This window comes from Bradyrhizobium sp. 604_D8_N2_3 (genome assembly GCF_051810765.1).
Taxonomy (GTDB): Bacteria; Pseudomonadota; Alphaproteobacteria; order Rhizobiales; family Xanthobacteraceae; genus Bradyrhizobium; species Bradyrhizobium barranii.
In genome coordinates, this window is record NZ_JBPWPM010000001.1 from 6,158,377 (window position 1) to 6,172,378 (window position 14,002).

Below are 14,002 nucleotides of genomic sequence, written 5' to 3' on the forward strand. Positions count from 1 at the left end.
GGTCTCTGGAATACTGGATCGCCCGATCAAGTCGGGCGATGACACCGAGAACGTGGCGTACAGTGAGACGGCGTCGACAGCGCCCCTACCCCTTCACGTCATACTGCTTGCTGAGGTGATCACCGATCTGCACCAGCATGGCGACGCTTTCGGGGAAGCCCGGCTTATCCGTCGCGGCCTGGTCGGCATCGGCGCGGAATTCCCAGCTGTCGCCGTCGCGGACAATCGAGATGACGAGGTCATCCGGACCATCGGCATGGACCTTCAATTCGGCCCGCGCCATGGCGATGAGTTCGGCTTCAGTCTTGGCAGGCTTGCTCATATCGACGCTCTCCCGGCATGAAGACGCGCAGGTTGCCGCTTCAACGGGCACCTGTCGAGAGGCCTCGTGGTAGCAGGGTTCCTACCGCGTCATCTTGATCTGCCGCACGACGGGGATCGTGGGCAGCGAGCCGGTGTGGTCGGCCTCGTCCTTCGCTTGCGGCGAGGCCGGCGCGCGGGCGGTTGCGTCGGGGAAGCGCTGCTTCATCTCGCGCAGGAAGCCGTCGAGCGTGTCGACGCTGGCAGCGAGCTTGGCGATCTCGGCGAATTCGGCGCTGGAGGACGCTGCCGGCTTGCTCGCAATGTCGAAGGCGACCCGGTCCGCACTCTCGCTCATCAGCGGCGCATATTTCTCGCGGAAGCGCGACAGGCCGATCGAATCGTCGGCGAGCGCATAGCCGACGGCGGCGCGGATGATGTCGCTCTTCTCGACCGCGTTGAGTGGCTTGAAGTCGCGGAAGCGGTCGCCGTAATAGAGCTCGATCTGCTCGGCGGATTCGCGCCAGCGCCGCGCCGCCCAGAAGATGTCGGAGCGCAGGCGGAGCACCTCGCGTCCGGAAACGTTGGAGACGATGTCGAGCGCGAGATCGTGGCGGCCGACGTCGCTCTGCGCGCGCGCCTCCAGCAGCAGCCGCTGCTGCCGCAGCTCGCCGGAGAGATCGCTGATGCGGCTCGCGCGCAGCGCCGAGATCGCCATGTCGGGCTTGCGGTTGGCGAGGTAGATCATGGACAGGCGCGCGGCGACCTGGGCGCGGGCTGCGCCTTCGAGGCGATGGTCGACCTGGTACTGCAACAGCTCGGCGGCCTGGTCGAGCAGGTCGATCGAGGCGAGACGGTCGGCGAGGCGGCGGATCAGCTCGTCGCCGCGTCGGCCGATCGGCGTCAGCTCGCGGAACTCGTAGAACATCCCGAGCGCCTCGACCGGCGGCAGCTCGTCGCCCTTGGGCCCCAGGAAGATCTGCGTGAACAGGTCGGAGGCGAGGTCCTGCGCCTGACGCGAGGCCTCGGCGTTCGGCTGGAGCCTTGTCGCGGTGCGCGCCGCCCTGAGCGCGTCCCGGTAGCGCCCGTTCTCGGCATATATCTGCGACAGCATCTGGAGCGTCTTGACCTCGATCGAGTCGCCCCGCCAGGTCATCGACAGCGTCTCGAGCTCACGCAGCGCGTCTTCCTTGCTGATCTCGTCGCGCTTCTGCCGCAGCGCCACTTCGAGCTGCTTGGCCTCGGCCGCCGCCTGACGATCGTTCGAGGCGACCGCGAATTTGTAGTCGTCGAGCGCGTCCTTGTCGTGGCCGAGCGCCTCGGCGAGCCGGCCGCGCAGCACGGCGAAGCCGGGCGCCGCCTCTGGCGATATGCCGACCACCTCGATCTCGCTGCGGCGCTTGGAGGCGCCGGCATAATCCTTCACCTCGAGCGAGGCGCGCATCGCCTCCATCGTCACGATGCGCTGGATGTCGATCGGCAGCGAGGCGATGGCGAATTCGACGTTCTTGAACTTCTCGCGCGCATCCGCCCACTTGCCCTGGCGCGCATAGGCGAGCGCCTTCCAGAGCTGGGAATCGTGGCTGTTGCCGATCACGGGATTGGCGAGGTCCTTCAAGCCCTGCGCTGGCCGGCCGATCAAGATGTTCGCGATCGCATGCATGATCAGCGCGCCGCTCTCCTCCTTGTTGAGGGGATCGGCCAGCATCAGGTCGGTCACCGACTTGGCTTCGTGGTACATGGCGCGCGACATGTAGAACTGCGCAAGATCGAGCCGCGGCAGCGAGCGCTGCGCAGGCTCGACGGCCGCGATCGCCGTGATCAGACTGCCCTGGCGCGTCCAGAAATCCTCCGACTGGCCCTTGCGCCAGCCTTCCGGACTGAAGACCGGCCGCACCGCGGTCGGCGCCCGCTCGGCGGAGATATCGACCGGCGACAGCGTCAGCCCGCCCTTCTTGCCGAGAATGACCTTGTCGGATCCGACCTCGACGCCGACCTCGTCGGAGTTCGGCCGGATCGCGATGCCGTGCGCGGATTCCAGCAGCGAGAGATCGACGAGATCCTGCCGCTTGATGAAGCCACGCACCGGCCGCTGCCCGGTGACGACATAGAGCGTGTCGCCGGCGTCCGGATCGGTCAGCTTGTGCAGCAGGCCCGGATTGGCGAACGGGATCGCTATATTGGCGAGCGCGGGGTCGGTGATGTTGCGCGACATCATCAGCGGCAGCGGCGTCGCCTGGATCTTGTCGGCGAGCGTCAGGAGCCAATTGGTCTCCTTGCCGACCTCCTCGCTCGTCAGCGAGTAGACCAGCGGCCGGGTGAGACGGATGCGGACCGCCTGCCCCTTGTCGAGCGGCATGCGGCTGACCTCGCCGATCATCGCACCGCCCCGACTGCGGATCGCCTCGACGTCGATCGGCTTCGGCGTATCGAACACCAGCCACACCGTATCGCCGCGGCGGAACGCCGCCGCAGGCGTTGCCACCTGAAGGGGGAAGATCACGCGCAAGCCATCGCTGTCGCGGCGGACATCGACGCTGGCCACGGTGGGCTGCGGCGCGGCCGGCGCCTCGGCAGGTGCGGCCTTGACGTTGTCCTTGACCGGCTCTTTCGCAGCCTCCTTCACGACCTCCTTGGGCGCTTCGGACACCGCGGGCTTGGCGGGCGCGACCACAGCTTCCGTTGCCGGCGCCGCAGGCTTCGACACGTCCTTGGGCGGTTCCGCAGCATGCGGTGCTTCGGCCGCGGGGGCCGGCGCAGGCTTCGGTGCTTCGACCGGCGGCATCGCCGCCTGAGCTTCCGGCTTCACCTCGGGCTTGGCTTCGATCTTGGCTTCGATCCTGGCTTCGCGCGCGATCGTCTCGGACGTCGGCGGCGCGATCTCGCGATGGACCTCCTTCGGCTTCTCGGCCGCCGGCTTTTCCGGAGCCGGTCCATGGCCTTGGGCCGCAGGCTTCGCCTGCGCGATCACCGCCTCAGCCGTCGCGGCGGTCTTGCCCTTGTCGGGCTGGAAGGAGATGTCGACGACGTAATTCTTCTCGTCGCGGAAGGAGTGCACGTCCGAATCGCCGATCAGCGCGATCTCGACACTGGTCTGGTCGATGTCGGACTTCTGCTTGATCGAGGCGACATTCGGGGGCGCGGCGACGACGGCGTCCGCCAGATCGAAATTGAGGCCGGCATTGAACGCGAGCGTGAGCTTCTGCTCGTTGAGCACGGAGGACACACCGACGCCGTCGGGCATCTCGAACACGAAGCGCACGAAAGTCGGCTGCACCGAGGCGCGCACGCGGATCTGCGGACGCTTTTTGGTCTCTGCCGCGGCGCGCTGGGCGCGCAAGGCACGTTCGGCGACACGCGCACGCTCGGCCAGTTCCTTGACCACGTCCATGGGCAGGCTTGGCGGCGGCCCCGTCCAGCCCTCCGGCAAGAGATCGATGAAGGTGCGCTCGCCGGCGTTCATGGTGTTGACGGTGACGCGCCGCGCCAGCGACAGGCGGATGGCGCTGCCGTCGGGATCGCGGCGGGCAGAATTGACGTAGTCGGGCGCACCTTCCGGAACGCGATCGACGGGAACGTCGACCGCCCGGTCGAAGCGAATGATGAGAATGGAGCCGGCCGTCGTCACCTCGGAGGGAACGTCCTCGCCGAGCTTGATCACCAGACGGGCAAAGCCGCCACCGGCCGAGAAAGTCGCCTCGCCCCGGACCACATCGGCGGCGCGGGCGGGCGCACCGAGGCCGATGAGCAGGCAGGCCGCCAGCACGGGCGCCTTGCGGACATGGCGCGACAGCCCCCGCGCCAAAGCGCGGGCTCGCGACAAAAATCCAGCGGCAGCCTTCTGCGCCATTGGCGGCGTTTCTTCCAATTCGGCGGTCCATGCCGGCACTGGCGCCGGCCCGTGCCGTCGACTGTAGGTTTTGCCAATTAAGGACTTGTTAATGCTGTAATGACGAATTCACCCGGCACAGTGCGTCGCGACGCCTGCTTGCGGGCTCGGGCGTTCGTGCTTCGAAATCTGGAGAGCAAGTGGTTAAGGAGGTGTTAACCCCCCCTTTGTTCGCACCCGTCAGGAATGCCAATCAAACCCCGCGATTAGCCGGCAAGGAATTCAACTTGCCTCGCGCTTCGCGAATTGACTGCAAGGTCAATCGCTTTTCCGAGATTCGGCTCTCGATGTACTCACGCTCGAGATCGGTCAACTGTGTGTTCAACAACCGCTGATAGCGGCGAATGCTATCGTCGTGAGCTTGAATGAGCGCGAACCTTGCATCCATATTCACCTCCGATTCGTTCCGCCTCACCGAGCCAACTCAGTCGTAATCGACGCCATAACGCGCGAACTCGTCGCCGATGTTCTTCTGAATTGTCCTTGCAGTCGAAATGTCAGATTTTCCGCCGATCGCATCGCCTTGCTTCAGCTTGGCAAGCCCGCGACCAAAAAGCGCGCTCGCCAATTCGGGGGCGACTCGCAAGGCAGCATTGTAGTCATCGATCGCCGCACCGAACTCACCCATCTTCAGGTGGATCAGCCCACGCGAGTCGTACACGGCAGCGCTGGTCGATCCCGATTGAAGCGCTCTGTCGCAATCCTCCAGCGCTTCTCGCGAGGCGCTGAGAACCGCGCGGGTCCAACATCGTCCGCTCCATGCCGCCCGCGAGGCGGGCTGGAGACGGATTGCCTCGTCGTAATCATGCGCCGCGCGCTGGTGGTCGTTTTTCTTCAGATAGGCTCCGGCGCGGTTGACGAAGGCAGCGCCATAGCCGGGATCGAGCTTGATCGCATCATCAAAGGCTTCGATCGCGAGCTCATATTCACGTCTCCTCAAGTGAGCCACGCCGCGGTTGTTGAAGGCCTTTGCGTATGTCGGATTGAGTGCGATCGACTGATCGAAGTCGCTGATGGCGCTGTCGTAGTCGCCCTTTGCCGTGTAGGCGTTGCCGCGATTGTTATACGCGATTGCCAGAGCTGCCGACGAATCTGGACGCGCCTGTATGAAAGTCGTGCAGGCGCCGATCCGGGCATCGAGCGAGGTGGTACCCGTCCCGTTGCACAGTTCGATATTGCTGAGATAGCTGTCCTTCACGCTGGAGTTCTGGGCCACGACCGGCAAGCCGACCAACATCAGGACGACAAGCGCCAGTCCGCCTTCGGCAACGGAGGATCCTGGTTTCATGTCAGGCTCCCGATCTTCTGAGATCTGGCGATTGCACCGGCTGGGACCAATTCTCTAGCAGCCGCGGCAGATGTTCAGATTGAGCCTTTGCTCGGCCCTTTGCTCGGGTTGGCGTGGCCCCGCTGCGCCGGGCTTCTTCGTATATTTGGTCTTGCCCTCTTCGATCAGAGTGGAAAACCTGGTGGTTCCGTCGTCCGAGATTTCGACGTGAGGTGTGGTGCCTCGAATGCCCATCGTCGCGACCGGCGTTTCGATCTTCATGTCACCGGTCTTCGCAACCTGGCCGGCAACAAAAACGAACGTACCCTTGGTCAGGTTGAAGGCTGTCGAATTGGACTTTCCACCCGGCTCGTAGACGTATTCGTCCAATGTCATGCGGGCGTTGCTCGACAAGTTGAACGAAGTTCCATCGACGAAATTGATGCCGACCCGACTGTCGGCACCGGTTCGAACCACATCGCCCAAATAGACGGGATCACCGACTTTCGTCTGGATGGATTCGGCCCCGACGTTTGCCTGGACAATGGCGGCGCCCGCATGCTCGATGATGACCGAGCCATCGGCTGTCACAACTTTCCCGATTGGCTTTGACGACGAGTCCAGCACGGCACGCCGCGGAGAATCGTCCTGCGCCTGAACCGGGCGGGGTGACGAAGCGGCCAGCGCAAGCACGAGACCTGCCACGAGAACAATCGCTGCACGAGCGCCCATGGCTTCCTCCTTTTCGAAGATATGATCCTCGAGCATCCGAACGGCTCCGACAGCGCTGGCGAAAGCCATCGGCGATAATGGCAGACCAGCAACAGCAAACCACGACAGCCAAAATGGTTATTCCGGGGTAATCCGAATGGCTGATCGCCGTGTCCAAAAGAGTCACTATCCGCGCCAGGCAATTTCAAACAGCTTTTAGCGCTGAAAGCGGTACCGTCGGGCGAAACGTCAGCAATTCTGCCGTGATCAGCTTGGGCGGAATTCTCAGAAACGACAACTTTTTAGCGGGCATAGCTGAGGTTGCCGGCACAAAATTGTTCCCGATCGCGTGACGCGGCAAGCCGGCCAAGACGCGGCGGCATAGGGCGACGCCTGAGGCCGACCGCTAGGGCAATCGAGGTTGAAAAATGGCCGTCACGTCCACTGCAGAGCACGGGGGCGAGCGCGAAGCCGCTGCGGGCCTGCATCGCCGCGTGAAGACGGCGAATGTACCCGCTATTCAATCTCATGAGCGAGCCTCTGCCGGCCGTTTCAGGATGCTGTCGCTCACGGCATTGCTCTTCTCGATGATCAAAGAGGTCAGGGCCGCAGACCCGAACGCAACGTTCATGGACGACGATACGATTACATACAAGGACTTTGCACACGGCACGTTCGAGCTCACGACCAAGGAATCAATCCCGCGGCACATCATCGTCGAGGACCCCGGACAAACGGTCGTGCTGAGCAAGGTCGGGTCCGGGCTTACCGTGAATCAGCTCGACAACAGCGCGACCCGCATGGAGGAGCTGCGGGTGGCCCAGCAGGAGGCGCTCGAAAATTTCTCGAAGGGATTTGGCAAGAACGGGTCCGGCACGCCTCCGTTCGTCGAATCTCTGCCGCTGGAGCCGATCAATTTCATAGCGCCCGCGGCGCCAAGCGCACTGCTGCCGTTGCAGCCGATCATCGTCACGGTGCCCGACATCATCACGCCCGTGCGGACGCCGCCGATCTTGAATGTGCAGGCGGGCCCGCTTGAACTCGACACGGTCGCGTTCGACGTCTTCGCCGCAACGAGGGGAACCTTCAGCGCCAGCAGCTCCAGCGCCGCGCTGACTTTCGGCATCAGCGGAGGCGCTACGGGCGCTACCGCGCTGGAGGGAGCGATCTACGACGTATCGAAGACCAGCTCTTATGGCACGCTTTATCTGAACAGCTCGACTGGCGCCTATGCCTTCGTTCCCAACAGTGGCGCGATCAACGCGCTGAAGACGCCGACCACCGATAGCTTTGTGATCACCGTGTCCGACGGGTCGCTTTCGGCTCAACAGGCCTTCACGATCAACATCAACGGCGCCGACGACGCGGCGATCATCTCCGGCACGACGACCGGCTTGTCAATCGAATCCGGCGGCGTCGCCAATGCCGCATCCGGCCCACCTGTCACAACCGGCCCAACTGTCACAACCGGCAAGCTTTCGGATATCGACGTCGACGACCCCGCCAACACTTTCTCGGCCGTCAATTCCCCGACGAAGAGTGCACACGGCTACGGCACTTTCACCATGACCGCCGACGGCGTCTGGAGCTACACGCTCGATCAATCCAACAGCGCAGTGCAGGCTCTGAACGTCGGCAAGACGCTGACAGACACCTTCACGGTGACCAGCATCGGCGGCACCCCGCAGTTGATTACCATCACGATCAACGGCGCCAACGATGCTGCCATCATTTCCGGGACGACGACCGGCACCGTGACGGAAGCCGCATGTTGGAAGCCCGGGACTCCGATCGCGACCGGCAAGCTTGCAGATACGGATGTCGACAATACTCCCGACAGCTTCACGCCGGTGACCTCGCCAAGGGCGAGCGACCATGGCTACGGCTGCTTCCGGATGACGGCTGACGGCGTCTGGACCTACACGCTCGATGACACCAATTGCGCCGTCCAGGCGCTGAACGCCTACGACACCCTGACCGACACCTTCACCGTGACCACCGTCGACGGCACCGCGCAGGTGGTGACGATCACCATCCACGGCACGAACGATCCGGCCATCATCCACGGCTGCATCACCGGCTCGGTGACCGAGCCCGATTGCAGGGAACACGGCAAGCCGACGGCGAGCGGCAGACTGACTGACACCGACGTCGACAACACGCCGAACACATTCACGCCGGTCACTTGTGCGACACGGAGCGCGGGCGGCTACGGCGCTTTCACGATGACCGCCGCCGGTGTGTGGACCTACACGCTCGACACCACCAACTGTGCCGTGCAGGCGCTTCCTTCCTGCGAGACTTTGACCGACACCTTCACGGTCACGACCATCGATGGGACGGAACAGACCATAGCCATCACAATCCACGGCGCCGACGATCGCGACCATTTCGGCCACGCGGCAGCTCTCAATGCCGCCGATCCGCCCCACGCCACCGCGCCCCCCGAAGACAATGCGGCTGCGAGAGCCTTTGCCGCCGGTCCGACGGTGGCTGCGAGCACCCATGACGCGAACACGGATGGCATCGGCGCCTCCGGCGAAAGTCCGGATCATGGCAAGATCGGCACAAACGGCGGTCGCGACACCTCTCACGACGGGCACGAACAGACCCTTCTTGCCGGCGGCTCCAGAGACGATCATTTCGTCTTTGCCTCGACGTCGAATTCCAGTGCAGCGCGCCCTGATATCATCTCTGGTTTCAAGGCAGACTCTGAGCGGGGCGACCTGATAGCGCTCGGCGCGCTCACCCTCTCCGTTCTGGCACTCGACCCCTCCAGCACGACGGTGCCCGCACATACGATCGCCTGGCTCTACGACAGCTCGGCGAACCAGACCATCGTTTACGTCAATCCGACGGATCAAAGCCTGAGCATCGGCGATTCCAGCCTGGTGGAAGTCCATCTCGATGGCTTCTCCACCGTCCAGACGTCGGATTTCATGCTCGCGCTGGAAACGTCGGGTCATGCGATGGCAGCCGAGCCGGCCAATCTCGAACCGGGCGCGGACAACGACGCGACCGGTAGCCCGACGACGGCGGCCAGCCTCTCATCGGGCGAAATCGTCCATGAGCGAGCCGCCCTGATCGACGGAGACGGGCCCGGGCAAGCTGCGAAGGCGAGCGGGTGCAGGTTAGATGTCGATTGCGAACGGGTTGTCCGGGTCGGGCACACCCAGTTCGTTCAGCCCGACGATGCGAACACGCGATCGGACGCGCCAACCGGCGAGAACGTGGCCTCCGCGGTGAGCCACGTGCAGCCCGTCAACCAGCTTCATCCCACGGCAGTCGCGGAGAATAGGTTCGTATTCGACAAGTTGACACCGTTCGACAACGGCAAGGGGATCGCGCCCGCTCCAGAGAGCGTGGCCGCCAAGGACAGCGGCCCGGTCACGCCGTCCACGGTCGACCCAAGCATGGAGTCCGGCCCAGACTCCATCGAGACGTCACACCACGAAAATCACTTGCGCGAGCATCATCATGGGGACCCGATAGCCGAGAACGGCCTTCCTCGAGTTGCTTCGGTTCACCTCGGGGACTCATTTCATTTCAAGCAGCACGGCTCTGACGGTTCGGGTGACATTGCGCCCGCGCCCTGGCACGCGGCGGTCGAACCCTACGCCATCAAGGATGGCGCTTTGCATGGCCACCATTCAGAGCTCAGCGCAGGATGGGACGATCCTTCGGACCCGTCCGGTCATCACGAACATGCTGGCGTCGTCCACGGATTCGGGGCGGCGTCGATGCCTGAACCGTCCCCGTCGCATATTGATCCGGCTCACGGTGCAGGCTCAGCTCACGCCCACGTGCCGCACGATCTCATCGTGTGATGTCCACAGGGCAACTGGATCTTCAGTGTTGTTTTCCCGTGCCATCCGATGCGGCGGAGCTGTCCCGCTCGGGACAAACATCGTCAGTGTCGCCATCCCCTTCTTGCGGCGGCAATGCATGCTGATGGTCAAGCGCGGATGTCCAGGCCAACGTCATCGCCGCGATGAGCAGCCGATTGACGGCTTCGATTGCGCGTTCTGCTACGGACGAGTAATTCATGGCTTCCGCCCGCGCGGCTGATTGCCGCTGGCGGGAGCCTAGGACGAACTCGCCAGCACCAGTGTACTCCAGTTCACAGTTGCACGCGTCAACTCATCGCAGCCTCAGAAGATGCCGCTTGCTTCAGCTGCATCTGCAACGCGAGCCGACGAGCTTCGTGCGGCAAAGACGTCAAGCTCGCGGCGCCCCCCACTCCCCGGCGCGTTTGATCTGCGTACTTGGTTGCCAAGTAGGCTCGCACAACCTCAGAGGTGTTGCGGTCCATCAACGACTCTGAATCAAATGTGATCATTGCGATGCGAATGCGATTGGTCAACTTTTTTGGGGGAGCAATCAATGAGCGGAGAAGCCAACTGCATTGTATGTAGCCAGGCAAGAGCGGTCGTAGCCGTCTTTCCAATCGCGCGGGGCTATGCACTAAAGGTATACGAGTGTTCCTGCTGCCACAGCACCCTTCATCTCGTGACTCGCACGACGAAGGCTGCGCTGATCAGGCAGCACTGCGAGACCCTCCTTCCCGTCGAGAAGCCGCTGAGCGCGACGGGTCCCAGGGTTCAACAGCGGTTCGCGCACTAGACACGCAAGGCGTCTAGCCGCGTACAGGCCGAACGACCGCGCGATTGCGCGCGGGCTGCCGCAGCCCGCCGCGCCTCCGGAGCCTTCAATTCGGCTTTTGCGTCGGCTTGCCGTCGATCTTGGGGAGATCGCCGGCCGCGGCCGATTGATCGCCGCCGCCATTGGCCCGGCGGGCCATCTCGACCGTCAGCCGTTCGGCGGCCTCCGGCGACATCACGCCCATGATGTCCGACATCTTTCGCGGGGCGATCTGCGAGGCGATCTCGATCAGCACGCCCATCTCGAGCCGGTCGAACACCCGTGCCGCGTCCTTGGGCTTCATGCCCTCATACATGGTCACGAGGCCCTTCATGCGCTGGGCTTCGGCCGCCTTCTGCTCGGCCTGGGTCGCGGAGATGCGGGATTCCACCGCCTTCATCTCCTCGACCTTGTTTTCGATGCGCTTCTCGGCCGACTTCAGCAGGCTCTCGCGGATGTCGATCTCGCGCTGGCGGGACTCGATCTCCTGGCGGCGTGCCTGCAAGCGCTCCAGGATCGCGCGCTCGGAGGCCGAGACCTGCGGCTGGGCCTCGTCCATCTTGACCACAGTGCCCTCGGGCTTGGTCTCGGGCGCGGCGGGCTTTGGCGCCTCCTTCGGCGCGCCGTGGGTAGATCCCGTGATATCGGGGTCTTCCCGCCCCGTCGGAAAGTTCAGATTCTCCTGCGCCCAGGATTTCTTGATCTGGCTCGGCTGGTAGTCGAAGACATAGCCGCCATTGATCACGAGGCCCACGACCTTGAGCGTGGCGAGCCCTGCGACGGCGACCAGGACGACTGGAATGACGCGGATGTTACGAAAGGACTTCATACCCTGACTTTATGCCGCAAGGCCGTTGGATCGTCGGCGCTCGGAGAAGGCTTCGGCCGCAGCCGCCACCGCCTTCGCCGATGAGGGCTTGGCCGCGGGCACCGCGGCCGCTTCCGGGCTCGCCGCAGGGCGCGCGGCGATTGCAATCTTGGACAGGCGCCGCACCACGTTGTCGGCTTCGCCGAGCTGCTTGTAGAGCTGGTCCGACATCTGCGTCGCCGCCGCCAGCTGGCTGCCGAGGTTCTCGTTGACGTCGCGCACCGCGAGCTTCAGCCCGCCGATCGCGCGCTCGGCGATCTCGGTGGCGGTGATCAACTCGCCGATGACCGCCTTCAGCGAATGCTCGTCCGCCTTCAGCCGCGTCAGCCGCTTGTTGAGCATGACACAGTAGACGATGGTCAGCATCAGCAGGATAGCCACCAGCGTCTCGATCGCCATTCCCAGGGAGTGGTTCATGGGGCCTCCATCATCTTGTTCTGCTCGTCCACCTTCTCGAACATCGCAAGTGTCGTACTTGGCTTGCGCAGGGGTTTCGTCACCCGTATCGCGACGCGGTCGCCGACCCGGCCCATCCGCCCCTCGGTCAGGGTGACGTCGCCACAACGAACGGTCACGTTGGCATCCGCGCGCATGTCGAGCGGCAGGGTGTCGCCGACCTTGAGCCGCATCAGCTGCTTGAGCGGGATTTCGGCCTCGTAGAGCACGGCATCGACCGCGATCTCGGCCTGGTTGATCTCGGTGGCGAAATGGCCCTCCCAGATCGTGTCGCGGCCGAATTTTTCGCCCATGAACATCTGGAGCAGGACGCCCCGGATCGGCTCGATGGTCGCGTAAGGCAGCAGCAGCTCGATGTTGCCGCCGCGATCTTCCATGTCGATGCGCAGGCGCACCAGGATCGCGGCGTTGGCAGGACGGCTGATGGCGGCGAAGCGCGGATTGGTCTCGAGCCGGTCGATCGTGAAGGTCACCGGCGACAGCGGCCGGAACGCCTGCTCGGCGTCGACCAGCACCACCTCGACCAGTCGCTTGACCAGCTCGGTCTCGATCGTGGTGTAGGGCCGGCCCTCGATGCGGAGCTGGCTGGCGCCGCGGCGACCGCCGAGCAGCACGTCGATCATCGAATAGATCAGGCTGGAATCGACCACCGCCATGCCGAAGTTTTCCCACTCCTCGGCCTTGAACACCGAGAGAACGGCCGGCAGCGGGATCGAGTTCATGTAGTCGCCGAAGCGCACCGAGGTGATGCGGTCGAGCGAGACCTCGACGTTGTCGGAGGTGAAATTGCGCAAGGAGGTCGTCAGCAACCGCACCAGGCGGTCGAAGACGATTTCGAGCATCGGCAGACGCTCGTAGGAAACCATCGCGGAATCGATGATCGCGCGAATGCCGGAATGGTCGTCGAGCGTGACGTCGCCGACCGCGAAGCCGAGAAGGTTGTCGATCTCCTCCTGCGACAGCACCCGCTCGCCGGAATTCTTGCCGGCGCCGAGATCGCGGCTGCCGTCCTCGACCATGGCCGCCCATTGCAGGGCCATGGTCTCGGATAGTTCGTTTTCGGCAGCAGCCTTCGCGGCCTCCGCGGGATCCTCGGAATCAAGCGAGGCCTCCCATTGGGCGGCAATTGCATCCTGGTCTGGTTGGTCGGTGCCTGCCATGATCCCTAGCCCGTCATGCTCACTGGATCACGACTTCCTTGAACAGCACCGCGCTGACCTGGATCGGGGAAACCGCCGCATTGACGCGCTTGGTCAGCTCTTCCTTGAGGCGGAAGACGCCGGCGGACCCGTTGAGGTCGGAGGAGCGCAGCTCGCGCACATAGGTCTGGAAGATGTCGGTGATGCGCGGCATCGTCGGCTTGATCGCCTCGATCTGCTTCTCTTCCTTCAGCTCCAGCACGATCTTGAGCTTGAGATATTGCACGCGCTCACCGGGCGCGCCGGCGAGGTTGACCATGATGTCGGGCACGTCGACGAAGGCCGGCGGCTTCGGCGGCGGCGCCGCCTCGGCGTGATGCTCGTCGTCGCCATGACGGAAGAAGAAGAACCAGGTCGCGGCACCGCCGCCGAGGACGGCGAGTAGACCGACGGCCATGATGATGAGCTTGAGCTTGTTCTTCGGCGGAGCGGCTTCCGCGCCTTCGGCGGCTGCGCCGCCTTCCGCTTCATTGTCTGCCATGGTCGATAGGCTCGCTCATCTCATAAAGGGTCGAAAGAGCGAAGCCTCCTGGCAGACAGTGACGCGATACAAATGCCCCAGCGCAGTGCGCTCCTCTTACACGCAAACGCTACGGTAATAATGGTTAACGGAATCTTTCGATTGGGCCTCCACTAGGAAAAATCTGCCGGGCAAACATGGCTAACAGAAC

11 protein-coding genes are annotated in these 14,002 nt (G+C 63.8%); 1 reads left to right on the plus strand and 10 read right to left on the minus strand.

The window, feature by feature from the left end:
* Positions 1-85: 85 nt before the first annotated feature.
* The 5 genes from AB7245_RS29660 to AB7245_RS29680 all read right to left on the minus strand — a co-directional run bounded on the left by AB7245_RS29660 (position 86) and on the right by AB7245_RS29680 (position 6,224).
* Positions 86-322: a hypothetical protein gene (locus tag AB7245_RS29660; RefSeq protein ID WP_028148501.1), complete on the minus strand. Its 237-nt coding sequence runs from the start codon at positions 320-322 to the stop codon at positions 86-88.
* An 81-nt stretch (positions 323-403) separates the two neighbouring features.
* On the minus strand, positions 404-4,150 hold the full coding sequence (locus AB7245_RS29665) for a tetratricopeptide repeat protein (protein WP_439035205.1): 3,747 nt from the start codon (positions 4,148-4,150) through the stop codon (positions 404-406).
* Between the two features lie 232 nt (positions 4,151-4,382).
* A complete protein-coding gene (locus tag AB7245_RS29670; RefSeq protein WP_085405907.1) occupies positions 4,383-4,577 on the minus strand; it encodes a hypothetical protein in 195 nt (64 codons plus the stop codon).
* Between the two features lie 36 nt (positions 4,578-4,613).
* A complete protein-coding gene (locus AB7245_RS29675) occupies positions 4,614-5,387 on the minus strand; it encodes a tetratricopeptide repeat protein (RefSeq protein WP_245328614.1) in 774 nt (257 codons plus the stop codon).
* Between the two features lie 144 nt (positions 5,388-5,531).
* Positions 5,532-6,224 (minus strand): FecR family protein, encoded by a 693-nt coding sequence (locus AB7245_RS29680; RefSeq protein ID WP_084795356.1) that lies wholly within the window; start codon positions 6,222-6,224, stop codon positions 5,532-5,534.
* 371 nt (positions 6,225-6,595) lie between these two features.
* Between AB7245_RS29680 and AB7245_RS29685 the strand changes: the two genes are divergently transcribed.
* Positions 6,596-9,994, plus strand: a complete 3,399-nt coding sequence (locus tag AB7245_RS29685) for a VCBS domain-containing protein (RefSeq protein ID WP_439035206.1) — start codon at positions 6,596-6,598, stop codon at positions 9,992-9,994.
* 22 nt (positions 9,995-10,016) lie between these two features.
* Here the strand turns inward: AB7245_RS29685 and AB7245_RS29690 are convergent, their stop codons facing one another.
* The 5 genes from AB7245_RS29690 to fliL form a co-directional block, all read right to left on the minus strand.
* Positions 10,017-10,214: a hypothetical protein gene (locus AB7245_RS29690; RefSeq protein ID WP_144030896.1), complete on the minus strand. Its 198-nt coding sequence runs from the start codon at positions 10,212-10,214 to the stop codon at positions 10,017-10,019.
* A 661-nt stretch (positions 10,215-10,875) separates the two neighbouring features.
* A complete protein-coding gene (locus AB7245_RS29695; protein ID WP_014494009.1) occupies positions 10,876-11,637 on the minus strand; it encodes a MotE family protein in 762 nt (253 codons plus the stop codon).
* A gap of 9 nt (positions 11,638-11,646) precedes the next feature.
* Entirely contained in the window at positions 11,647-12,093 is a 447-nt protein-coding gene (locus AB7245_RS29700; RefSeq protein ID WP_063982280.1) for a DUF6468 domain-containing protein, read from the minus strand.
* Positions 12,090-13,292, minus strand: coding sequence for a flagellar motor switch protein FliM (gene fliM, locus AB7245_RS29705; RefSeq protein WP_071912214.1), 1,203 nt, complete (start codon positions 13,290-13,292; stop codon positions 12,090-12,092). The genes AB7245_RS29700 and fliM overlap by 4 nt, the downstream gene beginning before the upstream one ends.
* Before the next feature lie 19 nt (positions 13,293-13,311).
* Positions 13,312-13,812 carry a flagellar basal body-associated protein FliL gene (gene fliL / locus AB7245_RS29710; protein WP_085405903.1) on the minus strand — a complete coding sequence of 167 codons (501 nt, stop codon included), beginning with the start codon at positions 13,810-13,812 and terminating at the stop codon, positions 13,312-13,314.
* Positions 13,813-14,002: the final 190 nt, after the last annotated feature.

What these genes read in the sequence shown, in the direction of transcription:
- AB7245_RS29695 (WP_014494009.1), bottom strand. Translation starts at nt 11,637, where the DNA reads ATGAAGTCCTTTCGTAACATCCGCGTCATTCCAGTCGTCCTGGTCGCC.
- AB7245_RS29690 (WP_144030896.1), bottom strand. Translation starts at nt 10,214, where the DNA reads ATGAATTACTCGTCCGTAGCAGAACGCGCAATCGAAGCCGTCAATCGG.
- AB7245_RS29685 (WP_439035206.1), top strand. Translation starts at nt 6,596, where the DNA reads ATGGCCGTCACGTCCACTGCAGAGCACGGGGGCGAGCGCGAAGCCGCT.
- fliM (WP_071912214.1), bottom strand. Translation starts at nt 13,292, where the DNA reads ATGGCAGGCACCGACCAACCAGACCAGGATGCAATTGCCGCCCAATGG.
- AB7245_RS29700 (WP_063982280.1), bottom strand. Translation starts at nt 12,093, where the DNA reads ATGAACCACTCCCTGGGAATGGCGATCGAGACGCTGGTGGCTATCCTG.
- AB7245_RS29665 (WP_439035205.1), bottom strand. Translation starts at nt 4,150, where the DNA reads ATGGCGCAGAAGGCTGCCGCTGGATTTTTGTCGCGAGCCCGCGCTTTG.
- fliL (WP_085405903.1), bottom strand. Translation starts at nt 13,812, where the DNA reads ATGGCAGACAATGAAGCGGAAGGCGGCGCAGCCGCCGAAGGCGCGGAA.
- AB7245_RS29660 (WP_028148501.1), bottom strand. Translation starts at nt 322, where the DNA reads ATGAGCAAGCCTGCCAAGACTGAAGCCGAACTCATCGCCATGGCGCGG.
- AB7245_RS29670 (WP_085405907.1), bottom strand. Translation starts at nt 4,577, where the DNA reads ATGGATGCAAGGTTCGCGCTCATTCAAGCTCACGACGATAGCATTCGC.
- AB7245_RS29680 (WP_084795356.1), bottom strand. Translation starts at nt 6,224, where the DNA reads ATGCTCGAGGATCATATCTTCGAAAAGGAGGAAGCCATGGGCGCTCGT.